This is a genomic window from Limnobaculum allomyrinae (assembly GCF_016649425.1).
In the GTDB taxonomy this organism is placed as follows: Bacteria; Pseudomonadota; Gammaproteobacteria; order Enterobacterales; family Enterobacteriaceae; genus Limnobaculum; species Limnobaculum allomyrinae.
Map to the genome: position 1 here is coordinate 309,099 of NZ_JADRCR010000004.1, position 25,428 is coordinate 334,526.

At 45.9% G+C, this 25,428-nt stretch carries 40 protein-coding genes; 38 read left to right on the forward strand and 2 right to left on the reverse strand.

Translation table 11 applies throughout. From position 1 onward, the window contains the following. The first annotated feature begins 73 nt into the window (after positions 1–73). Positions 74–700 carry a peptidylprolyl isomerase gene (gene slyD, locus I2494_RS10300; protein ID WP_130593157.1) on the forward strand — a complete coding sequence of 209 codons (627 nt, stop codon included), beginning with the start codon at positions 74–76 and terminating at the stop codon, positions 698–700. Between the two features lie 89 nt (positions 701–789). On the opposite strand, the gene I2494_RS10305 is transcribed toward slyD, so the two are convergent. Beyond that, positions 790–1,017, reverse strand: a complete 228-nt coding sequence (locus I2494_RS10305; RefSeq protein WP_218466752.1) for a protein SlyX — start codon at positions 1,015–1,017, stop codon at positions 790–792. A 169-nt stretch (positions 1,018–1,186) separates the two neighbouring features. Between I2494_RS10305 and I2494_RS10310 the strand changes: the two genes are divergently transcribed. The 10 genes from I2494_RS10310 (at position 1,187) to tuf (ending at position 9,943) form a co-directional block, all read left to right on the forward strand. Continuing rightward, positions 1,187–2,362: an FKBP-type peptidyl-prolyl cis-trans isomerase gene (locus I2494_RS10310; protein ID WP_218466753.1), complete on the forward strand. Its 1,176-nt coding sequence runs from the start codon at positions 1,187–1,189 to the stop codon at positions 2,360–2,362. 267 nt (positions 2,363–2,629) lie between these two features. Next, positions 2,630–3,415, forward strand: a complete 786-nt coding sequence (gene fkpA, locus I2494_RS10315; protein ID WP_218466754.1) for an FKBP-type peptidyl-prolyl cis-trans isomerase — start codon at positions 2,630–2,632, stop codon at positions 3,413–3,415. Positions 3,416–3,576: 161 nt separating this feature from the next. Next, on the forward strand, positions 3,577–4,290 hold the full coding sequence (locus tag I2494_RS10320) for a helix-turn-helix transcriptional regulator (RefSeq protein ID WP_218466755.1): 714 nt from the start codon (positions 3,577–3,579) through the stop codon (positions 4,288–4,290). Between the two features lie 14 nt (positions 4,291–4,304). Continuing rightward, positions 4,305–4,679: a sulfurtransferase complex subunit TusD gene (tusD, locus tag I2494_RS10325; protein WP_267081275.1), complete on the forward strand. Its 375-nt coding sequence runs from the start codon at positions 4,305–4,307 to the stop codon at positions 4,677–4,679. Between the two features lie 5 nt (positions 4,680–4,684). Then, positions 4,685–5,050 carry a sulfurtransferase complex subunit TusC gene (tusC, locus tag I2494_RS10330; RefSeq protein WP_407657898.1) on the forward strand — a complete coding sequence of 122 codons (366 nt, stop codon included), beginning with the start codon at positions 4,685–4,687 and terminating at the stop codon, positions 5,048–5,050. A gap of 9 nt (positions 5,051–5,059) precedes the next feature. Further along, on the forward strand, positions 5,060–5,350 hold the full coding sequence (gene tusB / locus I2494_RS10335; RefSeq protein ID WP_218466758.1) for a sulfurtransferase complex subunit TusB: 291 nt from the start codon (positions 5,060–5,062) through the stop codon (positions 5,348–5,350). A 195-nt stretch (positions 5,351–5,545) separates the two neighbouring features. Further along, entirely contained in the window at positions 5,546–5,920 is a 375-nt protein-coding gene (gene rpsL / locus I2494_RS10340) for a 30S ribosomal protein S12 (protein ID WP_218466759.1), read from the forward strand. Between the two features lie 96 nt (positions 5,921–6,016). Beyond that, positions 6,017–6,487 carry a 30S ribosomal protein S7 gene (rpsG, locus tag I2494_RS10345; protein ID WP_108900587.1) on the forward strand — a complete coding sequence of 157 codons (471 nt, stop codon included), beginning with the start codon at positions 6,017–6,019 and terminating at the stop codon, positions 6,485–6,487. 95 nt (positions 6,488–6,582) lie between these two features. Next, positions 6,583–8,688: an elongation factor G gene (gene fusA / locus I2494_RS10350; protein ID WP_218466760.1), complete on the forward strand. Its 2,106-nt coding sequence runs from the start codon at positions 6,583–6,585 to the stop codon at positions 8,686–8,688. A 70-nt stretch (positions 8,689–8,758) separates the two neighbouring features. After that, a complete protein-coding gene (gene tuf / locus I2494_RS10355; RefSeq protein ID WP_218466761.1) occupies positions 8,759–9,943 on the forward strand; it encodes an elongation factor Tu in 1,185 nt (394 codons plus the stop codon). A 95-nt stretch (positions 9,944–10,038) separates the two neighbouring features. Here tuf and I2494_RS10360 read toward each other — a convergent pair whose 3' ends face one another. Beyond that, positions 10,039–11,703 carry an LTA synthase family protein gene (locus I2494_RS10360; protein WP_218466762.1) on the reverse strand — a complete coding sequence of 555 codons (1,665 nt, stop codon included), beginning with the start codon at positions 11,701–11,703 and terminating at the stop codon, positions 10,039–10,041. A 442-nt stretch (positions 11,704–12,145) separates the two neighbouring features. On the opposite strand from I2494_RS10360, the gene rpsJ reads away from it, so the two are divergent. The 27 genes from rpsJ (at position 12,146) to I2494_RS10495 (ending at position 25,394) form a co-directional block, all read left to right on the forward strand. Beyond that, positions 12,146–12,457, forward strand: coding sequence for a 30S ribosomal protein S10 (gene rpsJ, locus I2494_RS10365; protein ID WP_001181005.1), 312 nt, complete (start codon positions 12,146–12,148; stop codon positions 12,455–12,457). 32 nt (positions 12,458–12,489) lie between these two features. Continuing rightward, positions 12,490–13,119 carry a 50S ribosomal protein L3 gene (gene rplC / locus I2494_RS10370; protein WP_130593146.1) on the forward strand — a complete coding sequence of 210 codons (630 nt, stop codon included), beginning with the start codon at positions 12,490–12,492 and terminating at the stop codon, positions 13,117–13,119. Between the two features lie 16 nt (positions 13,120–13,135). Beyond that, positions 13,136–13,741, forward strand: a complete 606-nt coding sequence (gene rplD / locus I2494_RS10375) for a 50S ribosomal protein L4 (protein WP_108900583.1) — start codon at positions 13,136–13,138, stop codon at positions 13,739–13,741. Then, entirely contained in the window at positions 13,738–14,040 is a 303-nt protein-coding gene (rplW, locus tag I2494_RS10380) for a 50S ribosomal protein L23 (protein WP_029095676.1), read from the forward strand. The genes rplD and rplW overlap by 4 nt, the downstream gene beginning before the upstream one ends. 19 nt (positions 14,041–14,059) lie before the next feature. Beyond that, a complete protein-coding gene (rplB, locus tag I2494_RS10385; protein WP_218466763.1) occupies positions 14,060–14,884 on the forward strand; it encodes a 50S ribosomal protein L2 in 825 nt (274 codons plus the stop codon). Between the two features lie 14 nt (positions 14,885–14,898). Next, a complete protein-coding gene (rpsS, locus tag I2494_RS10390; protein ID WP_029095678.1) occupies positions 14,899–15,177 on the forward strand; it encodes a 30S ribosomal protein S19 in 279 nt (92 codons plus the stop codon). 14 nt (positions 15,178–15,191) lie between these two features. Next, the gene (gene rplV / locus I2494_RS10395) at positions 15,192–15,524 is read left to right on the forward strand and encodes a 50S ribosomal protein L22 (protein WP_047779694.1); all 333 of its coding nucleotides are present in this window, start codon (positions 15,192–15,194) and stop codon (positions 15,522–15,524) included. Between the two features lie 17 nt (positions 15,525–15,541). Next, positions 15,542–16,243 (forward strand): 30S ribosomal protein S3, encoded by a 702-nt coding sequence (gene rpsC, locus I2494_RS10400; protein WP_108900580.1) that lies wholly within the window; start codon positions 15,542–15,544, stop codon positions 16,241–16,243. Positions 16,244–16,255: 12 nt separating this feature from the next. Beyond that, positions 16,256–16,666, forward strand: coding sequence for a 50S ribosomal protein L16 (gene rplP, locus I2494_RS10405; protein ID WP_029095681.1), 411 nt, complete (start codon positions 16,256–16,258; stop codon positions 16,664–16,666). Beyond that, a complete protein-coding gene (gene rpmC, locus I2494_RS10410) occupies positions 16,666–16,857 on the forward strand; it encodes a 50S ribosomal protein L29 (RefSeq protein WP_047779697.1) in 192 nt (63 codons plus the stop codon). The genes rplP and rpmC overlap by 1 nt, the downstream gene beginning before the upstream one ends. Then, the gene (rpsQ, locus tag I2494_RS10415) at positions 16,857–17,111 is read left to right on the forward strand and encodes a 30S ribosomal protein S17 (protein WP_108900579.1); all 255 of its coding nucleotides are present in this window, start codon (positions 16,857–16,859) and stop codon (positions 17,109–17,111) included. The genes rpmC and rpsQ overlap by 1 nt, the downstream gene beginning before the upstream one ends. 161 nt (positions 17,112–17,272) lie before the next feature. Then, complete coding sequence (gene rplN, locus I2494_RS10420; protein ID WP_108900578.1) at positions 17,273–17,644, forward strand: 50S ribosomal protein L14; 372 nt, start codon at positions 17,273–17,275, stop codon at positions 17,642–17,644. Positions 17,645–17,654: 10 nt separating this feature from the next. Next, positions 17,655–17,969, forward strand: a complete 315-nt coding sequence (gene rplX, locus I2494_RS10425; protein WP_108900577.1) for a 50S ribosomal protein L24 — start codon at positions 17,655–17,657, stop codon at positions 17,967–17,969. Between the two features lie 14 nt (positions 17,970–17,983). Then, positions 17,984–18,523, forward strand: a complete 540-nt coding sequence (gene rplE / locus I2494_RS10430) for a 50S ribosomal protein L5 (RefSeq protein ID WP_218466764.1) — start codon at positions 17,984–17,986, stop codon at positions 18,521–18,523. Between the two features lie 13 nt (positions 18,524–18,536). Beyond that, positions 18,537–18,842: a 30S ribosomal protein S14 gene (gene rpsN, locus I2494_RS10435; protein ID WP_047779700.1), complete on the forward strand. Its 306-nt coding sequence runs from the start codon at positions 18,537–18,539 to the stop codon at positions 18,840–18,842. A 31-nt stretch (positions 18,843–18,873) separates the two neighbouring features. After that, positions 18,874–19,266, forward strand: coding sequence for a 30S ribosomal protein S8 (gene rpsH / locus I2494_RS10440; RefSeq protein ID WP_130593142.1), 393 nt, complete (start codon positions 18,874–18,876; stop codon positions 19,264–19,266). Between the two features lie 13 nt (positions 19,267–19,279). Continuing rightward, a complete protein-coding gene (gene rplF, locus I2494_RS10445) occupies positions 19,280–19,813 on the forward strand; it encodes a 50S ribosomal protein L6 (RefSeq protein ID WP_228350916.1) in 534 nt (177 codons plus the stop codon). A gap of 9 nt (positions 19,814–19,822) precedes the next feature. Beyond that, complete coding sequence (gene rplR / locus I2494_RS10450; RefSeq protein WP_130593140.1) at positions 19,823–20,176, forward strand: 50S ribosomal protein L18; 354 nt, start codon at positions 19,823–19,825, stop codon at positions 20,174–20,176. Positions 20,177–20,190: 14 nt separating this feature from the next. Further along, positions 20,191–20,691: a 30S ribosomal protein S5 gene (gene rpsE, locus I2494_RS10455; protein WP_029095690.1), complete on the forward strand. Its 501-nt coding sequence runs from the start codon at positions 20,191–20,193 to the stop codon at positions 20,689–20,691. Positions 20,692–20,697: 6 nt separating this feature from the next. Then, on the forward strand, positions 20,698–20,877 hold the full coding sequence (rpmD, locus tag I2494_RS10460) for a 50S ribosomal protein L30 (protein ID WP_029095691.1): 180 nt from the start codon (positions 20,698–20,700) through the stop codon (positions 20,875–20,877). A 3-nt stretch (positions 20,878–20,880) separates the two neighbouring features. Next, positions 20,881–21,315 carry a 50S ribosomal protein L15 gene (gene rplO, locus I2494_RS10465; protein ID WP_108900574.1) on the forward strand — a complete coding sequence of 145 codons (435 nt, stop codon included), beginning with the start codon at positions 20,881–20,883 and terminating at the stop codon, positions 21,313–21,315. 7 nt (positions 21,316–21,322) lie between these two features. Further along, positions 21,323–22,651 (forward strand): preprotein translocase subunit SecY, encoded by a 1,329-nt coding sequence (secY, locus tag I2494_RS10470; RefSeq protein ID WP_130593138.1) that lies wholly within the window; start codon positions 21,323–21,325, stop codon positions 22,649–22,651. 33 nt (positions 22,652–22,684) lie between these two features. Continuing rightward, complete coding sequence (gene rpmJ, locus I2494_RS10475) at positions 22,685–22,798, forward strand: 50S ribosomal protein L36 (RefSeq protein ID WP_108900572.1); 114 nt, start codon at positions 22,685–22,687, stop codon at positions 22,796–22,798. A gap of 163 nt (positions 22,799–22,961) precedes the next feature. Then, positions 22,962–23,318: a 30S ribosomal protein S13 gene (gene rpsM, locus I2494_RS10480; protein WP_218466765.1), complete on the forward strand. Its 357-nt coding sequence runs from the start codon at positions 22,962–22,964 to the stop codon at positions 23,316–23,318. Positions 23,319–23,334: 16 nt separating this feature from the next. Then, positions 23,335–23,724 carry a 30S ribosomal protein S11 gene (gene rpsK, locus I2494_RS10485; RefSeq protein ID WP_027275681.1) on the forward strand — a complete coding sequence of 130 codons (390 nt, stop codon included), beginning with the start codon at positions 23,335–23,337 and terminating at the stop codon, positions 23,722–23,724. 34 nt (positions 23,725–23,758) lie between these two features. Next, positions 23,759–24,379 (forward strand): 30S ribosomal protein S4, encoded by a 621-nt coding sequence (gene rpsD / locus I2494_RS10490; RefSeq protein WP_108900570.1) that lies wholly within the window; start codon positions 23,759–23,761, stop codon positions 24,377–24,379. A 25-nt stretch (positions 24,380–24,404) separates the two neighbouring features. Then, a complete protein-coding gene (locus I2494_RS10495; protein WP_029095697.1) occupies positions 24,405–25,394 on the forward strand; it encodes a DNA-directed RNA polymerase subunit alpha in 990 nt (329 codons plus the stop codon). The last annotated feature ends 34 nt before the right edge of the window (positions 25,395–25,428 follow it).

The window sequence follows — 25,428 nt, forward strand, 5'->3', positions numbered from 1 at the left end:
TATCTCAGTGAGTACAGCGCCGTTGATTTCAGCTACAATCAGCGGAAATTAAGTATCAACGGTAGGAGAAATCATGAAAGTAGCAAAAGACCTAGTGGTCAGCCTGGCCTATCAGGTTCGTACAGAAGACGGTGTATTAGTTGATGAGTCTCCGGTGAGCGCACCGTTAGATTATCTGCATGGACATGGTTCTCTGATCGCAGGTTTAGAAAAAGCATTAGAAGATCATAACGTAGGCGATCGTTTTGACGTGTTTGTACCGGCGAACGAAGCTTATGGTAACTATGATGAAGTCTTGGTTCAGCGCGTACCTAAAGATGTATTTATGGGTGTTGACGAGCTTCAGGTAGGTATGCGTTTCCTGGCTGATACCGATCAAGGTCCTGTGCCAGTTGAAATCACCGAAGTAGAAGATGACCACGTAGTGGTTGACGGCAACCACATGCTGGCAGGCCAAAACCTCAACTTTAATGTTGAAGTTGTTGCTATCCGCGAAGCAACACCGGAAGAGCTGGCTCATGGCCATGTTCACGGTGAGCACGATCACGAACATGGTGAAGGTGGCTGCTGTGGCGGTCATGGTCACGGTGATGGCGGCGGTTGCTGTGGCGGCGGCGGTCACGACCATGATCACGAACATGGTGAAGGCGGCTGTGGTGGTCATGGTAAAGGCCACGGTGGTTGTGGCTGCAGCCACTAATCATTATTTAAGAAGTGAAAAAATGGCAGCTTAATTAAAGCTGCCATTTTATTTTTTGACTGAACTACCGCTATAGTTTTGATGAAACATCAGTAATGGGGAGGTGGTACCTCTTCTGACTGTGACGCAATCATGGATGGTTGGGAGGCTTTCAGCTTATCGGTCAGCAACCTTAATTGCTCCTGAAGTTTAGCAATTTCAAGTTGATGCTGAATGACTGCCTGATTGAGATCTTCAATCGTCACCTCCTGGAAAGCCAGACGACTTTCCAGCAGTTCCAGTCGTTGTAACAGGCTGTCAGAGTTTAGGTGTTGCATATTTTCTCCGGTGAATCATGATGAGTCTCGTACTATGAATGTGATATTAAATCAGCGCAGAAATTTGTAAGATGCGCATAAATATCTGTGTGCTTGCCAGTAATACAACCGGCAGGAGATGTTGACCGTTAATGGCTCTATTCTACAATGAAACACAAGGAATATATTGATGTCTTTTTTAAATAAGCCTTCATATGCAATTGGAGCGTTGCTATTAACGCTGCCTGTTTTTACTGTTTCCGCTAACCCTGCTGCGCCAGAACCTCAGGTTGAACAAAGTGCTACGGTTGTTCAACCAGCAACAACGGCAGCGCCATCTCAACCTGAAGCAGCAAAGGCTGAACAACCGGTTGATGCGACGCCTGTTACAGCAGAAGAACAGAAGAACAGCCAACCATCTTCAGCAGAACCTGCTAAGGATAATGTTTCAGACCCAAAGACGAATACGCAGCAAGCTGTCACTGAGCCTGCGGCGACAAATTCTACACCTGTTGCAGAAACAGCGCCGGTAGCTAGTGAAACCCCTGCTGCGGTTGATGCTGCTTCTACTGTGACAGAGAAAGCCGCAACGACTGAAACGGCACCTACAGATGCTGCACCTGTATCTGCGGTCAGTGAAGTAGCTTCAACCGTAGAGCCAAAGAAAGAGCCAGTTCCTGTGGTCACAGAGCTGGAAACCACGCCATTATCATCAGTAAAATTTTCCCTGAACAGTGAAGAACAAAAACGCGCCTATGCCAGTGGTGTAACGCTGGCTCGTTACCTGCAGGAAAATATGGCTCAGCAAAAGAAACTGCACATTACCCTGGATCCAAATATCGTGCTGGCAGGAATTGTTGATACCTTTGCTGGTGATATAAAAATGGATGAAGCGATGGTTAAAAAAACCATGGCTGCATTTGACGATCAGGTGAACACGCTGAATAAAGCCAAGATGGAGCAGGAAGCCGCACGGGAACGTGAAATGGGTGATGCATATCAGGCTGAATTCGCCAAAATGGATGGTGTGAAGAAAAGTAAAACCGGATTGCTCTATTTAGTTGAGAAAAAAGGTACTGGTGCAGCGATTGCTGACAAAGATATCGTTGTTGTTGAACTGCAAGGTATGCGGGTAAATGGTACTGTGTTTGAAAAAACGGCCTCACCAATTACTTTAAAAGTAGCCGATGTTATTCCCGCCTTGCGCAGCGGTATTAAACTGGCAGGCAGAGGCGGTGAAATTAAATTAGTGGTACCACCTGAGCAAGGGTATGGTGCTAAAGGCGCTTTACCAGGGATTCCACCAAATGCTACGTTGATCTTTAGTATTAAAGTATTGCAGGTTAATCCAGCTAAAGCGAAATAGTCACTGGTGATTTAGTCAAAAGGCTGACACCAGTTATTTATCTGAGCTACATAATGATTTATGGTTCGCTGATAAAGAGATTTCTTAATTTCAGCGAACCATTTTAATTTATGTTGTCGAAGATGAGTAATTAGCATAATGGGCTATTCTTTTTGGGTAATAAGATAATTTGATATTCTTGCGTCTGTTTAGAATTAGCCTGTATGGTATAGAATTCGAATTCTGTTTTATCGCATAACAACATATGTCCTATCACCGGAGATGTAGATGAAATCATTATTTAAAGTAACGCTGTTAGCGACCGCAATGGCTTTCGCTACCGGGGCAATGGCCAACACTGCAGCAACCACTGCACCAAAAAGCGCCGCGCCGGCTAAGTTTGACAGCGAAGACCAGAAGGCGGCTTACGCGTTAGGTGCTTCTCTGGGTGGTTATATGACTAACTCTCTGAAGGATCAGGATAAGTTAGGTGTGGTGTTAGATCGCTCCCAAATCCAGGCTGGTTTTAAAGATGCTTTTGAAAGCAAAAGTAAATTAACCGATGCTGAAATTGAGCAAACCTTACAAACTTTTGAAGCCCGTGTGAAAGAAAAAGCACATGCTAAAATGCTGGCTGATGGCAAAGTGAACGAAGAAAAAGGTGCTGCTTATCGTGATACTTTCGCTAAAGAAGAGGGCGTGAAGAAAACCGCATCAGGCCTGTTATATAAAGTAGAAACAGCAGGTACCGGTAGTGCACCAGGTGACAGCGATTCTGTTGTGGTGAACTATAAAGGTACATTGATTGATGGTACCGAGTTTGATAACTCTTATACTCGTGGTCAACCCGCGACTTTCCGTCTGGATAGCGTGATCCCTGGCTGGACTGAAGGATTAAAATTCCTGAAGAAAGGTGGAAAAATGACCATGGTTATTCCACCATCTTTAGCCTACGGTGAAAACGTTGTTCCGGGTATTCCAATTAATTCTACATTAGTATTCCAGGTTGAATTACTGGATGTTAAGTCTGAAAAAGCGGAAGCACCAGCAGCAGCTCCGGCGAAAGATAAGTAATAACGCTTTGCCCTGAAGAAAAACCGCAGAATACCACTGCGGTTTTTTTTATTTCTTATGTCGGCGCTGTTTTTGTTAAACTAACCAACACTTGTAAAGAATGAGTCTCCAGGTTTTTTTCAGTCTGAGGACCAATATGGAAAATATATTGGAGAAAAATCATGTCTGATTCACCGTTATCCGGCGAATATGAGACGTTGGATGAGCAGCCATTTACCAGCGAAGACCACGATATTCTACGTTCTTATGAATCAGTCGTTGATGGCTTAGCTATGCTGATTGGCTCACATTGTGAAATCGTTTTACATTCGCTGGAAGATTTGAAATGTTCTGCCATTCGCATCGCCAATGGCGAGCATACTGGCCGTAAAATTGGTTCTCCCATTACGGATATGGCATTGCGGATGCTACACGCTATGTCACATGATGACAGTAGTGTCTCTAAAGCCTACTTCACTCGTGCTAAAAGCGGTTCATTAATGAAATCCCTGACGATTGCTATTCGTAATAAAGATCATCGGGTGATTGGATTACTGTGTATTAATATGAATCTGGATGTGCCTTTCTCCCAGATTATGCAAACCTTTATTCCACCAGAAACCAAAGATGTTCATTCTAATGTTAACTTTGCCTCATCGGTTGACGATTTGGTTGCTCAAACATTGGAATTCAGCATTGAAGAAGTGAATGCCGATCGAAATGTGTCGAACAATGCCAAAAATCGCCAAATCGTACTCAATCTGTATGAAAAAGGGATTTTTGATATTAAAGATTCCATTAATCAGGTTGCCGATCGTCTGAACATCTCTAAGCACACGGTCTATCTGTATATTCGCCAGTTTAAGAATGGTGATTTTTCAGGAAACGATCGGTGAGTCTCAGTTATACGCTGGTAGTTACCGGCCCGGCTTATGGCACTCAGCAGGCAACCAGCGCCTGGCAATTTGCACAGGCATTGATTGCCGGTGGTCATAAGTTAGAGAGTGTATTTTTTTATCGGGAAGGTATCAGCAATGCTAACCAGCTGGTCTCGCCTGCCAGTGATGAGTTTGATTTAGTCCGGGCCTGGCAAAAATTAGCGGCACAGCAAGGAACAGTGCTAAATGTTTGTGTTGCAGCGGCATTACGTCGTGGTGTTGTGGATGAACAGGAAGCTGTATTGCGCCAACAGGCGATGGCCAATTTACAACCGGGATTTGTACTGAGTGGATTGGGTTCATTAGCGGAAGCGATGCTGACGTGCGATCGCGTCATGCAGTTTTAGGCAGGCTGAATATGAAGAAGATAGCCTTTGTTTTTACGCATGTTCCTCACGGTTCTTCGGGAGGCAGAGAGGGGTTAGATGCTGTTTTAGCAACATCGGCTCTGACTGAGGAGATCGGCTTGTTCTTTCTCTCTGATGGTGTACTTCAATTACTTCCCGAACAGCAGCCCGATCAGATATTGATGCGTAACTATATCGCCACCTTTGGTGTTTTGGCGTTATACGATATTGAGCAATGCTTTATTTGTACTGATTCAATGGTTGAACGCGGAATTAATCCGGATATGGCATTGGTTATTGATGCAACTCGCCTGAATCAGCAGCAAATGCGTGAGCATTTATCTGGTTATGATGTAGTGCTAACTTTTTAAGGATTCACTGTGTTACATACCCTCCCACATTCACCTTATCAAGTTGATATGAATGCGCTGATTAATACCGTTGGGCAAAGTGATGTTCTGGTATTATTGCAGGATGGTGTAACGGCTGCGCTAAAGGATAGCCGCTGGCTGACACAGTTGCTTCAGCGTAACCCAATAAATATTTATGTCCTTCGGGAAGACATCGAGGCCAGGGGGTTATTGCTACTTATCGATAATCGCATTGAGATTATTGATTACTCAGGTCTGGTAGATCTGAGTGTTGACCATTATCCTCAAGTAAATTGGTGACATTTGTCTATTATTGTTTTAGTGAATATTCTGATAAATCAAGCAGTCCATCTCTTTGTTCATTGTTCAATACTGTATATTTCTTGACAGTTACCCTCTTCAGCCATAAAATTTTGCGTCCCTCAGTGTACCTATGCATTCAGGGATCGATTTATTACGTGTTTACGAAAGTAAAAAAACCAGGAGCTTTTTTTAATGGCAACAATTAATCAGCTGGTACGCAAACCGCGCTCAATGAAGGTTGCAAAAAGCAACGTTCCTGCGCTGGAAGCTTGCCCGCAGAAACGTGGAGTATGTACTCGCGTATATACCACCACTCCAAAAAAACCAAACTCTGCATTACGTAAAGTTTGTCGTGTACGTTTAACTAACGGTTTTGAAGTTTCTTCATATATCGGTGGTGAAGGCCACAACCTGCAGGAGCACTCCGTGATCCTGATCCGTGGTGGTCGTGTTAAAGACCTGCCGGGTGTGCGTTATCACACCGTCCGTGGCGCGCTGGACTGCTCAGGTGTTAAAGACCGTAAGCAAGCCCGTTCCAAGTATGGCGTGAAGAAGTCGAAGGCTTAATGGTTACCCGTTAAGTAAGGCCAAACATTTTTAACTTAATGTCAAAATAAACTCATCGAGTTTTGGACAATCCTGAATTAACAACGGAGTATTTCCATGCCACGTCGTCGCGTCATTGGTCAACGTAAAATTCTGCCAGATCCTAAGTTCGGATCTGACTTACTGGCCAAGTTTGTAAATATTTTAATGGTAGATGGTAAAAAATCTACCGCAGAAGCTATCGTTTATACAGCGCTTGAGACTTTATCTCAGCGTTCAGGTAAGAACGAACTGGAAGCTTTTGAAATTGCCCTGGACAACGTAAGACCGACTGTAGAAGTTAAGTCTCGTCGTGTTGGTGGTTCTACATATCAGGTACCGGTTGAAGTTCGTCCGGTTCGTCGTAACGCACTTGCCATGCGTTGGATTGTAGAAGCTGCTCGTAAACGCGGTGATAAATCCATGGCTTTACGCTTAGCGAATGAACTGTCTGATGCTGCAGAAAACAAAGGTACTGCAGTTAAGAAACGTGAAGACGTTCACCGTATGGCTGAAGCCAACAAGGCGTTCGCCCACTACCGCTGGTAATTTGTTTTCGGTAGTTATGCTAATCATCATGCGGGCGCTTTTTAAGTTGACCCGCATGGGTTATCTGAAGAACGACCTAGTAATCGAGGAATAAAATGGCTCGTGTAACCCCTATTGAGCGTTATCGCAACATCGGTATCAGTGCTCACATTGATGCCGGTAAAACAACCACGACTGAACGTATCCTTTTTTATACTGGTGTAAACCATAAAATCGGTGAAACTCACGAAGGTTCAGCAACTATGGACTGGATGGAACAGGAGCAAGAGCGTGGTATTACTATCACCTCCGCTGCGACTACTGCATTCTGGTCTGGTATGGCTAAACAATTCGAAGCACACCGTATCAATATTATTGATACCCCGGGACACGTTGACTTCACTATCGAAGTAGAACGTTCTATGCGTGTTCTGGATGGTGCAGTAATGGTTTACTGTGCAGTTGGTGGTGTTCAGCCACAGTCTGAAACCGTTTGGCGTCAGGCTAACAAATATAAAGTTCCACGTATCGCGTTCGTTAACAAAATGGACCGTATGGGAGCTAACTTCCTGCGCGTAGTTGAACAACTAAAATCGCGTCTGGCAGCAAATGCTGTTCCTATTCAGTTACCAATTGGTGCTGAAGACAGCTTCACCGGTATCGTTGACCTGCTGAAAATGAAGGCAATCAACTGGAGTGAGGCCGATCAAGGCGTTACTTTTACCTATGAAGATGTTCCAGCTCATTTGCTTGAAGAAGCGAAAAAATGGCAGCAAAATGCCTTTGAAGCAGCAGCTGAAGCTTCTGAAGAACTGATGGACAAGTATTTAGGCGGCGAAGAGCTGACTGAAGAAGAAGTAACTGAAGCACTGCGTAAACGTGTTCTGAATAATGAAATTATTCTGGTTACCTGTGGTTCTGCGTTTAAGAACAAAGGCGTTCAGGCAATGTTGGATGCGGTAGTTGAATATTTACCTGCACCAACCGATATCGAAGCGATCAACGGCGAACTGGATGATGGTACTCCGGCAGCTCGTCACGCTGATGATGCTGAGCCATTCTCTGCGTTAGCATTTAAAATCGCTACCGACCCATTTGTTGGTAACCTGACGTTCTTCCGTGTTTACTCCGGTGTTGTTAACTCTGGTGACACAGTACTGAACTCAGTAAAAGACAAACGTGAGCGTTTTGGCCGTATCGTTCAGATGCACGCTAACAAACGTGAAGAGATCAAAGAAGTTCGCGCTGGTGACATCGCGGCTGCTATCGGTCTGAAAGACGTGACTACTGGTGATACATTATGCGACCAGGCTAAGCCAATTATCCTGGAGCGTATGGAATTCCCAGAGCCGGTAATTTCTGTAGCTGTTGAGCCAAAAACTAAAGCTGATCAGGAAAAAATGGGTATCGCTTTAGGCCGTCTGGCTCAGGAAGACCCATCATTCCGCGTTCAGACTGATGAAGAATCAGGTCAAACAATTATCGCGGGTATGGGTGAGCTACACTTAGACGTGTTAGTTGACCGTATGCGTCGTGAATTCAACGTTGAAGCTAACATTGGTAAACCTCAGGTAGCTTATCGTGAAACTATCCGTGAAACCGTTAAAGACGTTCAGGGTAAACACGCTAAACAGTCTGGTGGTCGTGGTCAGTACGGTGACGTTATTATCGATATGTCTCCGTTGGAAGCTGGTGGCCCAGGCTACGAGTTCGTCAACGACATCAAGGGTGGTGTAATTCCTGGTGAATTCATCCCTGCGGTTGATAAAGGTATTCAGGAGCAACTGAAATCTGGTCCTCTGGCTGGTTATCCGGTTGTTGATATCAAAGTGCGTCTGCACTACGGTTCTTACCATGATGTCGACTCCTCAGAACTGGCGTTTAAATTGGCTGCTTCTATCGCCTTTAAAGAAGGCTTCATGAAGGCAAAACCAATTCTGCTGGAACCAATCATGAAGGTTGAAGTAGAAACTCCAGAAGACTACATGGGTGATGTGATCGGTGACTTAAACCGTCGTCGTGGTATCATCGAAGGTATGGAAGACTTGGCGACAGGTAAAATTGTACGTGCTCAAGTTCCACTATCTGAAATGTTTGGTTATGCTACAGACCTGCGTTCACAAACACAGGGTCGTGCTTCTTACTCTATGGAGTTCTTGAAGTACAGTGAAGCGCCAAATAACGTTGCTACAGCAATTATCGAAGCTCGCAAGGCTAAATAAGCCTCACGGGTAATAAATTAATATCCCAGTCCCCCTCGGATAGAGGGGGATAGTGTAAAGGAAGAGAATCGTGTCTAAAGAAAAATTTGAACGTACAAAACCGCACGTTAACGTTGGTACTATCGGCCACGTTGACCATGGTAAAACTACTCTGACAGCAGCTATCACCAACGTATTAGCAAAAGCTTACGGTGGCCAGGCTCGTGCATTCGATCAAATCGATAACGCACCAGAAGAAAAAGCACGTGGTATCACCATCAATACTTCTCACGTAGAATACGACACCCCAAGCCGTCACTATGCACACGTTGACTGCCCGGGACACGCCGACTACGTTAAGAACATGATCACTGGTGCTGCTCAAATGGACGGCGCTATTCTGGTAGTAGCTGCAACTGACGGCCCAATGCCACAAACTCGTGAGCACATCCTGTTAGGCCGCCAGGTAGGCGTTCCTTACATCATCGTGTTCCTGAACAAGTGTGACATGGTTGATGACGAAGAACTGTTAGAATTAGTTGAAATGGAAGTTCGTGAGCTTCTGTCTCAGTACGATTTCCCAGGTGATGATACTCCGGTAATCCGTGGTTCAGCACTGAAAGCGCTGGAAGGCGACGCAGCATGGGAAGCAAAAATCATCGAATTAGCAGAAGCCCTGGATTCTTATATCCCAGAGCCAGAGCGTGCAATTGATAAGCCGTTCCTGCTGCCAATCGAAGACGTATTCTCTATCTCTGGTCGTGGTACAGTAGTAACTGGTCGTGTAGAGCGCGGTATCGTTAAAGTAGGTGAAGCAGTAGAAATCGTTGGTATCAAAGATACTACTCAAACGACTTGTACCGGCGTTGAAATGTTCCGTAAGTTACTGGACGAAGGCCGTGCGGGTGAGAACGTAGGTGTTCTGCTGCGTGGTACTAAGCGTGAAGAAATCGAACGTGGTCAAGTACTGGCAAAACCAGGTACTATCAACCCACATACCCAGTTCGTATCAGAAGTTTATATTCTGAGCAAAGATGAAGGTGGTCGTCACACTCCATTCTTCAAAGGCTACCGTCCACAGTTCTACTTCCGTACAACAGACGTGACCGGTACTATCGAACTGCCAGAAGGCGTAGAGATGGTAATGCCAGGTGATAACATTCAGATGACAGTAACGCTGATTGCTCCAATCGCGATGGACGAAGGTTTACGCTTCGCTATCCGTGAAGGTGGCCGTACTGTTGGTGCTGGTGTTGTTGCTAAAATCATTAAGTAATCATTATTACTTATCGATAAAAAAAGGGTGCTTCGGCACCCTTTTTGCTGTCTGAATATGATTAAAATTGCTTAATAACCGATCGCTATTTCCAATCATTCTCCCGCATTCTTTAGATCCTGATAGATATAATGTTTATAGCTTTTAACCAACTGTTCATCAGGGCAGTCATCAAGGAGCCCTAAGCAGAGATTTCTCATGCGGATATTTGCCTCATAAAAAGGCGATACTTGTAGGCCTGCTCGCTCAAGCAACATACCGCCTAAAAATGAAATATCGGTCAGGCCTCCAATATTGGCAATGTTTTTTGAGGAGAGATTATCTTTTAGAAAGAATTGAGTGATGCGGCGTTCATTTGACCAACTTACATCATAATCGTCATCCCAACTAATATTAGGTTGATGATCGCCGAAATACAGAAAAATGGTTGGTTTTTCACGATGGATGACGAATTCGGAGAACTCTTCTGTTGCCTTATTTAGTTGTTTGAGCTTGCTGATATAGTGACTTAAAGCGCCGGCCACATAACGATTATTAATTGATTTCTCTATACCAAAATCATCAGAATGTCCGGTATCGTAAGGACCATGTTCATTCATAGTAAGAACAAAAATGAATATCGGTTTATCGGTATACCGGGTAAGTAACGTCTTCACATAATCCAACATAGTTTTGGTTGGAATAGTCCATAAATTATCATCCAGCTCAGCGGGATAGCCCAGCTCTTGCGGCTGAATAATTAAATCAATGCCCAAATGATTGTAGGTCGGCCCCGCGTTATAGTTCATCTTATACATTGGGGTTAGTACCACGGTGTAATAGCCATTACGCTTTAGTTCCCGAAATAGACTGGATCTAATGTGTGGGGCAACAGTATAGAAAACAGAATTTTTGCGAAATTTAAAGTCATCCGTATTGAGGCCGGTAAGAAGAGAAAATTCGGATAGCCAGGTTCCGCCTCCGAATGTTTGCACTCTGAGCAGGCTGGTTGCCCGAGTACCCTCATCAGCAGAAAACATTTCAAACTCAGGTAGTGTTGTATCTGGCAAATGATAAAACGCAGGGTTCACGGTTGATTCTTGTAGCATTACGACAATATCTGGTTTTTTAGTTTCTGTATCTGGTCGGTATTTAAATGATGAAGCTGATAAGAAGTACTTTGCTGAACCGTCATATTGAGGTGGTTGATAATACATCTGTTGAGCTGACATAAATAAGTTAACAATGGTGCCTTTACCTTTAGGAAGAGAGGCCTGCCAATGCTCGATGTTCGTTCTGCTCTGGCTGGCAAAAACAATACCGGTAACTAATCCGCCAACTGCAATAAATGACATCAAACGATAAGACGCTCTTATCTTTGGTGTTCGTATATAGAACACAATATTAATAACAAGCAGTATAACAAGGCTAATAACACCTAATAACGCCAGAGGATAATGAAATAAAGTGCTGAAGTTGGTTGGGTCGAGAGCAATGCTGACATCAGAAAAGAATAACCGCTCTTTATAGTAATGAACTTTTATCTGGTTCAGCAGTTGCAAAATAACTATCAGCGTACTGGTAATACTTAATGACAACTTGACCCGACCCGAAAGTAACAGCAAGCAACCCAAAATAGATGCAAAACAAGAAAAGGAGATAAAACCCACATAAGAGAAACTAAAACGAGTACTGCATATCACCAAGGCAGCAATTGTCATCAGACTTAAGTAAACATTGGATAGCGAGAGATAAGTTCTCAAATGGTTTTTCAATTTCATAGTCATTCAGCGTTATTATATTTGAAGCGTAATAGTAAGGTATTTTAATAAGTGAGTATTGGCTGAGTTATCATATTTAGACCTGAATCGAAAGAACTGCTTAGAAATACGGCAAATGTAATGCGTTCTATTTCAAACGAACAACAGCAGAAATGATTCGCCAAACTTCATTCAGAATGGCTATTGTTGAATTTAATCCCAGATAGCCCTTGCGCTATGCCCCTAAATCTGTAAAATGCTCAGGCCTGCACTTTTATGTGGTGCGGTATAAGTTCAAATAAGAACTTATTACTAAGACGTTTTTACCAATATGGTATGAATCGATTAGTAACAATACTCCCGATCTGGGGGTTACATGAAGAACGATTACACTCCCCCATCAATCGAAATGGGTGTGAGTAGTAATTTTTTACGTTTATAAAATAATTGGAGCTCTGGTCTCATGCAGAACCAAAGAATCCGTATCCGCCTGAAAGCGTTTGATCACCGTTTGATCGACCAATCAACTGCGGAAATCGTCGAGACTGCTAAGCGCACTGGCGCTCAAGTTCGTGGTCCGATCCCGCTGCCGACCCGCAAAGAGCGTTTTACCGTTCTGATCTCTCCGCACGTCAATAAAGATGCGCGCGATCAGTACGAAATTCGTACTCACAAGCGTCTGGTTGACATCGTTGAGCCAACTGAAAAAACGGTTGATGCTCTGATGCGTCTGGATCTGGCTGCCGGTGTTGACGTGCAGATCAGCCTGGGTTAATCAGGTCATTGAGCGATTGAGAGGTTGAAACAATGATTGGTTTAGTCGGTCGTAAAGTGGGAATGACCCGCATCTTTACTGAAGATGGCGTATCTATCCCCGTTACAGTTATCGAAATTGAAGCGAACCGTGTTACTCAGGTTAAAGATCTGGCTAACGACGGATACCGTGCTGTACAGGTTACTACCGGTGCTAAAAAAGCAAACCGTGTAACCAAACCAGAAGCGGGTCACTTCGCTAAAGCTGGCGTTACAGCTGGCCGCGGCCTGTGGGAATTCCGCCTGAATGAAGGTGAAGAGTTCGCAGCAGGTCAAGAAATTAACGTTGATATTTTTGCAGACGTTAAAAAAGTTGACGTTACCGGTACATCAAAAGGTAAAGGTTATGCTGGCACTGTTAAGCGCTGGAATTTCCGTACCCAGGATGCTACCCATGGTAACTCTTTGGCACACCGTGGTCATGGTTCAATCGGTCAGAACCAGACTCCAGGTAAAGTGTTCAAAGGCAAGAAAATGGCAGGCCACTTAGGTGACGAGCGTGTAACCGTTCAAAGCCTGGACGTAGTACGTGTTGACGCTGAGCGCAACCTGCTGCTGGTCAAAGGTGCTGTTCCGGGAGCAACCGGTAGCGACCTGATCGTTAAACCGGCTGTCAAGGCGTAACGTCGAGGAGATAGGAATGGAATTGGTAATGAAAGACGCGCCTGGCGCGCTGACTGTTTCCGAAACTACCTTCGGGCGTGATTTCAATGAAGCGTTAGTACATCAGGTTGTTGTTGCTTATGCAGCTGCAGCTCGTCAAGGTACTCGTGCTCAGAAGACCCGCGCTGAAGTAACAGGTTCCGGTAAAAAACCGTGGCGTCAAAAAGGCACCGGCCGTGCGCGTTCAGGTTCTGTAAAGAGCCCGATCTGGCGTTCAGGCGGCGTGACCTTTGCTGCTCGTCCACAAGACCACAGCCAGAAAGTCAACAAAAAGATGTATCGCGGCGCACTGAAGTGCATTCTGTCCGAACTGGTACGTCAAGATCGTCTGATTGTAGTCGAGAAGTTCACTGTAGAAGCACCTAAAACTAAGTTGCTGGTACAGAAACTGAAAGAAATGGCTCTGGATGATGTACTGATCATCACTAGCGAAGTTGAACCTAATCTGTACCTGGCAGCAGGTAACTTACACAAGGTTGACGTTCGTGATGTTGCTGGCATCGATCCATTTAGCCTTATCGCTTTTGATAAAGTGGTGATGACTGCTGACGCTGTGAAGCAAGTAGAGGAGATGCTGGCATGATCCGTGAAGAACGCCTGCTGAAAGTCCTGCGCGCACCACATGTTTCTGAAAAAGCCTCTAGCGCAATGGAAAAGCACAATACTATCGTGCTGAAAGTTGCTAAAGATGCAACCAAGGCAGAAGTTAAAGCTGCTGTTCAGAAGCTGTTTGAGGTTGAAGTCAATGAAGTTCGTACTTTGCTGGTTAAAGGCAAAACGAAACGTCATGGTCAGCGTGTTGGTCGTCGTAGCGACTGGAAAAAAGCTTACGTCACTTTGAAAGAAGGCCAGAATCTGGACTTCATCGGCGGCGCAGAGTAAGTCGGAGGATTGAAAAACAATGGCAATTGTTAAGTGTAAGCCAACATCTCCGGGTCGTCGCCACGTAGTTAAAGTGGTTAACCCTGAGTTGCACAAGGGCAAGCCTTATGCCCCATTGCTGGAAAAAAACAGCAAATCAGGTGGCCGTAACAACAATGGCCGTATCACCACGCGTCATATTGGTGGTGGTCACAAGCAGCATTATCGTTTAGTTGATTTTAAACGCAACAAAGATGGTATCCCTGCTGTTGTTGAGCGTCTGGAATATGATCCGAACCGTTCCGCGAATATCGCGCTGGTTCTGTATAAAGACGGCGAACGCCGTTATATTCTGGCGCCAAAAGGCCTGAAAGCCGGTGACCAAATCCAATCTGGTGTTGATGCAGCTATTAAGGTAGGTAACACCCTGCCAATGCGTAACATCCCAGTGGGTTCTACGGTTCACAACGTTGAAATGAAACCAGGTAAAGGCGGCCAAATGGCTCGTTCTGCCGGTGGATATGTTCAAATCGTTGCCCGTGAAGGTTCCTATGTAACGATCCGTCTTCGTTCTGGCGAAATGCGTAAAGTATTATCTGATTGCCGTGCCACCTTAGGTGAAGTAGGTAACTCAGAGCATATGTTACGCGTACTGGGTAAAGCTGGTGCTAGTCGTTGGCGTGGTATTCGTCCTACCGTTCGCGGTACTGCGATGAACCCAGTCGATCACCCACACGGTGGTGGTGAAGGTCGTAACTTTGGTAAGCATCCTGTGACTCCATGGGGCGTTCAGACCAAAGGTAAGAAGACCCGTAGCAACAAGCGTACTGATCAATATATCGTACGTCGCCGTAGTAAAAAATAATTAGAGGATAAGCCATGCCACGTTCTCTCAAGAAAGGTCCATTTATAGACCTGCACTTGCTGAAGAAGGTAGAGAAAGCGGTGGAAAGCGGAGACAAAAAGCCTGTTAAGACTTGGTCCCGTCGTTCAACGATCTTTCCAAACATGATCGGTTTGACCATCGCTGTCCATAATGGTCGTCAGCACGTTCCAGTATTTGTTTCCGATGAAATGGTCGGTCATAAACTGGGCGAATTCGCGCCGACTCGTACTTATCGCGGCCATGCGGCTGACAAAAAAGCCAAAAAGCGCTAAGGTAGGAGGAAGAGATGGAAACTATCGCTAAACATCGCCACGCTCGTTCTTCTGCTCAGAAGGTTCGCTTAGTTGCAGACCTGATTCGCGGTAAGAAAGTGTCACAAGCTCTGGAAATTTTAACCTACAACAACAAGAAAGCTGCTGATCTGGTTAAAAAAGTACTTGAGTCTGCCATTGCAAACGCAGAACACAACGATGGCGCTGACATCGACGATCTGAAAGTCGCGAAAATCTTTGTCGACGAAGGTCCAACCATGAAGCGTATCATGCCTCGTGCGAAAGGCCGTGCAGATCGTATCCTGAAGCGCACCAGCCACATTACTGTGGTTGTGTCCGATCGCTGAGACTCTGGAGAATAGCAATGGGTCAGAAAGTACATCCGAATGGTATTCGACTGGGTATTGTCAAACCTTGGAACTCTACCTGGTACGCAAATACCAAAGAATTCGCTGATAACCTGGACAGCGACTTTAAAGTTCGTCAATTCTTAACTAAAGAATTGTCGAAAGCTTCTGTTTCTCGCATCGTTATCGAGCGTCCTGCGAAGAGCATCCGTGTGACTATTCACACTGCTCGTCCAGGCATCGTTATCGGCAAGAAAGGTGAAGACGTCGAAAAACTGCGCAACGCGGTAGCATCTATTGCTGGCGTGCCTGCGCAAATTAATATCGCCGAAGTCCGTAAACCGGAACTAGACGCTAAATTGGTTGCTGACAGCATCACTTCACAGCTGGAACGTCGCGTTATGTTCCGTCGTGCTATGAAGCGTGCAGTTCAAAACGCCATGCGTATAGGCGCTAAAGGTATCAAAGTGGAAGTAAGCGGCCGTTTAGGCGGTGCTGAAATCGCGCGTACCGAATGGTACCGTGAAGGTCGTGTTCCGTTGCACACTCTGCGTGCGGATATCGATTATAACACTTCTGAAGCGCACACCACTTATGGTGTAATCGGCGTAAAAGTGTGGATCTTCAAAGGTGAGATCTTGGGTGGTATGGCTGCCGTTGAACAACCGGAAAAACCGGCTGCTCAACCGAAGAAGCAGCAGCGTAAAGGCCGTAAATAAGGAGCATCGCTGATGTTACAACCAAAGCGTACAAAATTCCGTAAAGTGCACAAGGGCCGCAACCGTGGTCTGGCTGCTGGCGCGGATGTGAGCTTCGGCACTTTCGGTCTGAAAGCTGTTGGCCGCGGTCGTCTGACTGCTCGCCAAATCGAGGCGGCACGTCGTGCCATGACACGTGCAGTTAAGCGTCAAGGTAAAATCTGGATCCGTGTGTTCCCAGACAAACCAATCACTGAAAAGCCGCTTGAAGTGCGTATGGGTAAAGGTAAGGGTAACGTGGAGTATTGGGTTGCCCTGATTCAACCGGGAAAAGTCCTGTATGAAATGGATGGTGTCTCGGAAGAAATTGCCCGTGAAGCATTCAAGCTGGCAGCAGCAAAACTGCCGATTAAAACCACCTTTGTAACTAAGACGGTGATGTAATGAAAGCAAAAGAGCTGCGTGAAAAAAGTGTTGAAGAGCTGAACACTGAGCTGCTTAACCTGCTGCGTGAACAGTTTAATCTGCGCATGCAAGCAGCAAGCGGTCAACTGCAACAGTCTCACCTGTTGAAACAAGTGCGTCGTAATGTTGCACGTGTGAAGACTTTACTGAATGAGAAGGCGGGTGCGTAATGACTGATAAAATCCGTACTCTGCAAGGTCGTGTTGTTAGTGACAAGATGGAGAAATCCCTTGTTGTAGCGATTGAGCGTATGGTGAAGCACCCGATGTATGGTAAGTTCATCAAACGTACGACTAAGCTGCACGTACATGACGAGAACAATGAATGTGGAATCGGCGATCTGATCGAAATTCGTGAATGCCGCCCACTGTCTAAGACTAAGTCCTGGACACTTGTTCGAGTTGTAGAGAAAGCTGTTCTGTAATAGAGTACGCTTTCTTAAACAGAATAAACGGCTCAGTTAACGAGCCGTTTATTTTTTCTACCCAACATCGAAAAGCGGTGGTATAATGCCGCGCCCCGATGTATGGGGCTTTTATACGACCCGTGAGGGTCCTTAGTAGTTGACATTAGCGGAGCACTAAGATGATCCAAGAACAGACTATGCTGAACGTCGCTGACAACTCTGGCGCACGTAGCGTAATGTGTATCAAGGTTCTGGGTGGATCGCACCGTCGCTATGCTGGCGTGGGCGACATCATTAAAATTACCATCAAGGAAGCAATTCCTCGCGGTAAGGTTAAAAAAGGTGATGTCCTTAAGGCTGTAGTGGTGCGCACCAGAAAGGGTGTTCGTCGCCCTGACGGATCTGTCGTTCGCTTCGATCGTAATGCTTGTGTGTTATTAAATAACAACAGTGAGCAACCGATCGGTACGCGTATTTTTGGGCCGGTGACTCGTGAACTGCGTTCTGAAAAGTTCATGAAAATCATCTCTCTGGCACCAGAAGTACTGTAAGGAGCGAACCATGGCAGCGAAAATCCGTCGTGATGACGAAGTTATCGTGTTAACCGGTAAAGATAAAGGTAAACGCGGTAAAGTTAAGAATGTTCTGTCTTCCAGTAAGATTGTTGTTGAAGGTATCAACCTGGTGAAGAAACATCAGAAGCCGGTTCCGGCTCTGAACCAACCAGGTGGCATCGTTGAAAAAGAAGCTGCAATTCAGGTTTCTAACGTTGCAATCTACAACACAGCTACAGGCAAGGCTGACCGTGTAGGCTTTCGTTTTGAAGACGGCAAAAAAGTCCGTTTCTTCAAATCTAATAGCGAAACTATCAAGTAATTTGGAGTAGTACGATGGCGAAACTGCATGATTACTATAGAGAACAGGTAGTTAGTAAACTGGTAGAACAGTTTAGCTACAAATCTGTCATGCAAGTCCCTCGGGTCGAGAAGATCACCCTTAATATGGGTGTTGGTGAAGCGATCATTGATAAGAAACTGCTGGATAACGCAGCAGCTGATTTAGCAGCGATCAGTGGTCAAAAACCGCTAATCACCAAAGCACGCAACTCTGTTGCAGGCTTCAAAATCCGCCAGGGCTATCCGATCGGCTGTAAAGTGACCCTACGTGGCGAACGTATGTGGGAATTCTTAGAGCGTCTGATTTCTATTGCTGTACCTCGTGTACGTGACTTCCGTGGCTTAAATCCTAAGTCATTTGATGGTCGTGGTAACTACAGCATGGGCGTGCGTGAGCAGATTATCTTCCCAGAAATCGACTATGACAAAGTCGATCGTGTACGTGGTTTGGACATTACCATTACCACTTCTGCGCAATCTGACGAAGAAGGCCGCGCTCTGCTGGCTGCCTTTAACTTCCCGTTCCGCAAGTAAGGTAGGGTTACTAATGGCTAAGCAATCAATGAAAGCACGTGAAGTTAAACGTGTGAAGTTAGCAGACAAGTTCTACGCAAAGCGTACTGAACTTAAAGCGATTATCTCTGATGTGAATGCATCCGATGAAGACCGTTGGAATGCAGTGCTCAAACTGCAAACTCTTCCACGTGATTCCAGTCCAAGCCGTCAACGTAACCGTTGTCGTCAAACAGGCCGCCCACACGGTGTTCTGCGTAAATTTGGATTGAGTCGTATCAAGGTCCGTGAAGCCGCAATGCGCGGTGAAATCCCGGGTCTGAAAAAGGCTAGTTGGTAATATCACCATTGAATCACGGGAGTAGAGACAGATGAGCATGCAAGATCCGATCGCGGATATGCTGACCCGTATCCGAAACGGTCAGGCCGCGAACAAAGTTGCGGTCACTATGCCTTCCTCCAAGCTAAAAGTGGCTATTGCCAAAGTGCTGAAGGAAGAAGGTTATATTGAAGATTACAAAATTGAAGGCGACACCAAGCCTGAACTGGAATTAGTACTGAAGTACTTCCAGGGAGCGCCTGTTGTAGAAAGTATTCAGCGAATCAGCCGTCCAGGTCTGCGCATCTATAAAAGAAAAGATGAGCTGCCAAAAGTTATGGCTGGTTTAGGTATTGCTGTTATTTCTACTTCTAAAGGTGTCATGACCGATCGTGCAGCTCGCCAAGCTGGTCTTGGTGGCGAGATTATCTGCTACGTAGCTTAATCAGGAGGAAAAAATGTCTCGTGTTGCAAAAGCACCCGTCGTTATTCCTGCTGGCGTAGAGGTAAAACTCAACGGTCAGGTTATAACTATTAAGGGTAAAAACGGCGAGCTGTCGCGTACAGTCCATGATTCCGTTGAAGTTAAACAGGAAAACAATGCAATTACTTTCGCTCCACGCGAAGGTTTTGTAGACGGATGGGCCCAAGCGGGTACCGTACGTTCTCTGATTAACGGAATGGTGATCGGTGTTACTAAAGGCTTCACTAAGAAGTTACAGCTGGTAGGCGTAGGTTACCGTGCAGCAGTTAAAGGTGATGTGGTGAATTTAGCGTTAGGCTTCTCTCACCCAATTGACCATAAACTGCCAGCAGGCATTACTGCTGAATGTCCAAGCCAAACTGAAATCATCCTGAAAGGGGCTGATAAGCAGGTAATTGGTCAAATCGCAGCAGAATTGCGTGCCTACCGTCGTCCTGAGCCGTATAAAGGCAAGGGTGTCCGTTACGCCGACGAAGTCGTGCGTACCAAAGAGGCTAAGAAGAAGTAAGGTAACACTATGGATAAGAAAGCAGCTCGTATCCGTCGTGCGACCCGCGCACGTCGTAAGATTAAAGAACTGTGTGCGACTCGCCTGGTGGTTCACCGTACTCCGCGCCATATTTATGCGCAGATTATCGCACCAAACGGTTCTGAAGTTCTGGCAGCCGCTTCTACAGTAGAAAAGGCTATCGCAGAACAAGTGAAGTATACCGGAAACAAAGATGCAGCAGCAGCAGTAGGTAAAGCTATCGCTGAGCGTGCACTGGCTAAAGAGATTACGAAAGTATCTTTTGACCGCTCTGGTTTCCAATATCATGGTAGAGTCCAGGCGCTGGCAGATGCTGCCCGCGAAGCTGGCCTTCAGTTCTAAGGTAGAGGTGTAAGATGTCTCACATCGAGAAACAAGCTGGCGAACTGCAGGAAAAGCTGATCGCGGTTAACCGCGTATCTAAAACCGTTAAAGGTGGTCGTATTTTTAGCTTCACCGCACTAACTGTAGTGGGTGATGGCAACGGTCGCGTTGGTTTTGGTTACGGGAAAGCGCGTGAAGTTCCAGCAGCGATCCAGAAAGCGATGGAAAAAGCCCGTCGTAACATGATGAATGTTGCATTAAACAACGGAACCCTACAGCATCCTGTTAAAGGTGCTCATACTGGTTCTCGCGTATTCATGCAGCCAGCATTCGAAGGTACCGGTATTATCGCCGGCGGTGCAATGCGCGCCGTTCTGGAAGTCGCCGGAGTACGTAACGTATTAGCTAAGGCTTATGGTTCTACTAACCCGATTAACGTGGTTCGTGCAACTATTGATGCCTTGGAGAATATGAAGTCTCCTGAGATGGTTGCTGCCAAGCGCGGTAAAACTGTCGAAGACATTCTGGGGTAATGAGCAATGGCAAAGACTATTAAAGTTACTCAAATTCGCAGCTCTATCGGCCGTTTGCCTAAACATAAGGCAACTCTGGTCGGTTTAGGTCTGCGTCGCATCGGTCACACCGTAGAGCGCGAGGATACTCCTGCTGTACGTGGCATGATCAACCTGGTTTCTTACATGGTTAAAGTGGAGGAGTAAGAGATGCGTTTAAATACTCTGGCTCCGGCCGAAGGTGCAAAACACGCTGCTAAGCGTTTAGGTCGTGGTATTGGTTCTGGCCTGGGTAAAACCGGCGGCCGTGGTCACAAAGGTCAGAAGTCTCGTTCTGGCGGTGGCGTACGTCGTGGTTTCGAAGGCGGCCAAATGCCTTTATATCGTCGTTTACCAAAATTTGGTTTTACTTCTCGTAAAGCAATGATCACGGCAGAAGTTCGTCTGTCTGAACTGGCTTTAGTTGAAGGCGAAGTGATTGACCTGAATGCGCTGAAAGCGGCAAACGTAGTTGGCATTCAAATTGAATTCGCGAAAGTTATGCTTTCTGGTGAAATCAATCGTCCAGTTACTGTACGCGGTCTGCGTGTTACCAAAGGCGCTCGTGCTGCAATCGAAGCCGCTGGCGGGAAAATTGAGGAATAAGTAGCAGATGGCTAAGCAACCAGGATTAGATTTTCAAAGTGCAAAAGGCGGAATAGGCGAGCTTAAGCGCAGACTCTTATTTGTTGTCGGTGCTCTGATCGTGTTCCGTATCGGCTCTTTCATTCCAATTCCTGGTATTGACGCCACTGTGCTTGCTAAGTTAGTCGAAGAGCAGAGAGGCACCATCATTGACATGTTTAACATGTTCTCTGGTGGCGCCCTCAGTCGTGCTTCTGTCTTCGCGCTCGGTATTATGCCGTACATTTCGGCTTCTATTATCGTGCAGCTGTTAACTGTGGTTCATCCTAAGTTAGCGGAATTGAAGAAAGAGGGCGAGTCTGGCCGTCGTAAGATTAGCCAGTACACTCGATATGGTACGTTGGTTCTGGCCATATTCCAGTCAGTCGGTATTGCTACTGGCTTGCCGAATATGGGAATGCCGGGTCTGGTAATCAATCCAGGCTTTGCTTTCTACTTTACTGCGGTTGTGAGCTTAGTAACGGGAACCATGTTCCTGATGTGGCTGGGTGAACAAGTGACTGAAAGAGGTATCGGTAACGGTATTTCTATCATCATTTTCGCAGGTATTGTTGCTGGTTTGCCACCTGCCATTGGACAGACAATCGAGCAAGCTCGGCAGGGTGACTTACATGTTCTTCTGCTGCTGTTGGTTGCGGTTTTAGTATTCGCAGTTACTTTCTTTGTTGTATTCGTTGAACGTGGTCAGCGTCGTATCGTCGTTAACTATGCAAAACGTCAGCAAGGTCGCCGCGTTTATGCTGCACAAAGTACCCATTTACCGTTGAAAGTGAATATGGCCGGTGTAATACCTGCAATCTTTGCTTCAAGTATCATTCTGTTCCCTGCGACAATTGCCTCATGGTTCGGTGGTGGTACTGGTTGGAACTGGTTGACAACTATTTCTATGTATTTGCAACCCGGACAGCCACTTTATGTGTTACTCTATGCGGCCGCGATCATATTCTTCTGTTTCTTCTATACAGCGTTGGTTTTCAACCCTCGTGAAACAGCAGATAACCTGAAGAAGTCCGGTGCGTTTGTACCAGGGATTCGTCCGGGAGAGCAAACGGCTAAATATATCGATAAAGTAATGACTCGGTTAACCTTCGTTGGTGCTATGTACATTACCTTTATCTGCCTGATCCCGGAGTTTATGCGTGACGCAATGAAAGTACCTTTCAACTTTGGTGGTACTTCACTACTTATCGTCGTTGTCGTCATCATGGACTTTATGGCTCAAGTGCAAACTCTGATGATGTCGAGTCAGTACGAGTCTGCATTGAAGAAAGCAAATCTGAAAGGCTATGGCCGTTAATTCAGCTAGCTTGAGAAGTTACGGAGAGTTAAAATGAAAGTTCGTGCTTCCGTCAAGAAGTTATGTCGCAACTGCAAAATCATCAAGCGCCACGGCGTTGTTCGTGTGATTTGCGTTGAAGCGAAACACAAACAGCGTCAAGGCTGATTGTTGTTAATGCTAAAGTTTTGACATATTTTTCTTGCAAAGTGTGATTGAGCTGGCTAGATTAGCCAGCCAATCTTTTGTGTAAGACAGCAACATTATTTGAGTATCCTGAAAACGGGCTTTTCAGAGTAATGTTGCCTTATTTTATTTGTAGGAGTGCATAGTGGCCCGTATAGCAGGCATTAACATTCCTGATCATAAACATACTGTAATCGCATTAACTGCGATCTTCGGTATCGGCAAAACCCGCTCACAGGCTATCTGTGTAGCGTCTGGTATTGCTGAACATGTTAAGATCAGTGAACTGTCTGAAGAGCAAATTGACAAGCTGCGTGACGAAGTTGCCAAGTACGTTGTTGAAGGTGATCTACGTCGTGAAGTTACCATGAGCATCAAGCGTCTGATGGACCTTGGTTGTTATCGTGGTGTACGTCATCGTCGTGGTCTACCGGTTCGCGGTCAGCGTACCAAGACTAACGCCCGTACCCGTAAGGGTCCGCGTAAACCGATCAAGAAATAATCGGGGTGATTGAATAATGGCAAAAGCACCTGTTCGTGCACGTAAGCGTGTAAGAAAACAAGTTTCTGACGGTATGGCTCATATCCATGCTTCTTTTAACAACACCATTGTGACTATTACCGATCGTCAAGGTAATGCATTGGGTTGGGCTACAGCTGGTGGTTCCGGCTTCCGTGGTTCTCGTAAATCCACTCCATTTGCTGCGCAAGTTGCAGCAGAACGCTGCGCAGAAGCAGTAAAAGAGTACGGAATTAAGAATCTGGAAGTTATGGTTAAAGGCCCAGGTCCCGGTCGTGAGTCTACTATCCGCGCATTAAACGCGGCTGGTTTCCGCATCACTAATATTACTGATGTGACTCCGATTCCTCACAACGGTTGTCGTCCTCCTAAGAAACGTCGCGTTTAATCGCCACGGTTTCTAGGATTGTTGGAGAAAGAAAATGGCAAGATATTTGGGTCCTAAGCTCAAGCTTAGCCGTCGTGAAGGCACCGACTTATTCCTTAAGTCCGGTGTTCGCGCGATCGATACCAAGTGTAAAATTGAACAAGCTCCTGGTCAGCACGGTGCGCGTAAGCCACGTCTGTCTGACTATGGTGTACAGTTACGTGAGAAGCAAAAAGTTCGTCGTATTTACGGTGTTCTTGAGCGTCAGTTCCGTAATTATTATAAAGAAGCAACGCGTCTGAAAGGCAACACAGGTGAAAACCTGCTGCAGCTTTTAGAAGGTCGCTTAGACAATGTGGTTTACCGTATGGGCTTCGGCGCTACTCGTGCAGAAGCACGTCAGTTAGTTAGCCACAAAGCTGTAATGGTTAATGGTCGCGTTGTTAACATCGCTTCTTTTCAGGTATCTCCGAATGACGTAGTCAGCGTACGTGAGAAAGCGAAAAAGCAATCTCGTGTTAAAGCCGCTTTAGAGCTGTTTGAACAGCGCGAAAAGCCGACTTGGATCGAAGTTGATGCTGCTAAGATGGAAGGCGTTTTCAAACGTAATCCAGAGCGCTCCGATCTGTCTGCGGACATTAACGAACACCTGATCGTCGAACTTTACTCTAAGTAAAGTTTAGTACCAAAGAGAGGACACAATGCAGGGTTCTGTGACAGAGTTTCTAAAACCACGCCTGGTAGATATCGAGCAAGTGAGTTCGACGCACGCTAAGGTGACCCTTGAGCCGTTAGAGCGTGGCTTCGGCCATACTTTAGGTAACGCACTGCGCCGCATTCTGCTTTCATCAATGCCGGGTTGTGCGGTAACTGAAGTTGAGATTGATGGTGTACTACATGAGTACAGCACCAAAGAAGGCGTACAGGAAGATATCCTGGAAATCCTGCTCAACCTGAAAGGGCTGGCGGTGAAAGTTCATGGTAAAGATGAAGTTATTCTTAGCTTGAATAAGTCTGGCATTGGCCCTGTGACTGCAGCCGACATCACCCATGATGGGGATGTTGAAGTCGTCAAACCTCAGCACTTGATCTGCCATCTGACTGACGAAAACGCATCTATTAGTATGCGTATCAAAGTTCAGCGTGGTCGTGGTTATGTGCCGGCTTCTGCCCGTATTCATACGGAAGAAGATGAGCGTCCAATTGGTCGTCTGTTGGTTGACGCATGCTACAGCCCAGTAGAGCGTATTGCCTACAATGTTGAAGCAGCGCGTGTAGAACAGCGTACTGACTTGGATAAGCTGGTCATCGAGATGGAAACTAACGGTACGATTGATCCGGAAGAATCAATTCGTCGTGCGGCTACCATCCTGGCTGAACAACTTGAAGCTTTCGTTGACTTACGTGATGTACGTCAGCCAGAAGTTAAAGAAGAGAAGCCAGAGTTCGATCCGATCTTGCTACGCCCTGTTGACGATCTGGAACTGACTGTCCGCTCCGCTAACTGCCTCAAGGCAGAAGCTATCCACTACATCGGTGATCTGGTACAGCGTACCGAAGTTGAGTTGTTAAAAACTCCTAACTTGGGTAAAAAATCTCTTACTGAGATTAAAGACGTGCTTGCATCTCGTGGTTTGTCTCTGGGCATGCGCCTGGAAAACTGGCCACCAGCTAGCATTGCTGACGAGTAACCGGATCACAGGTTAAGGTTTTACTGAGAAGGAT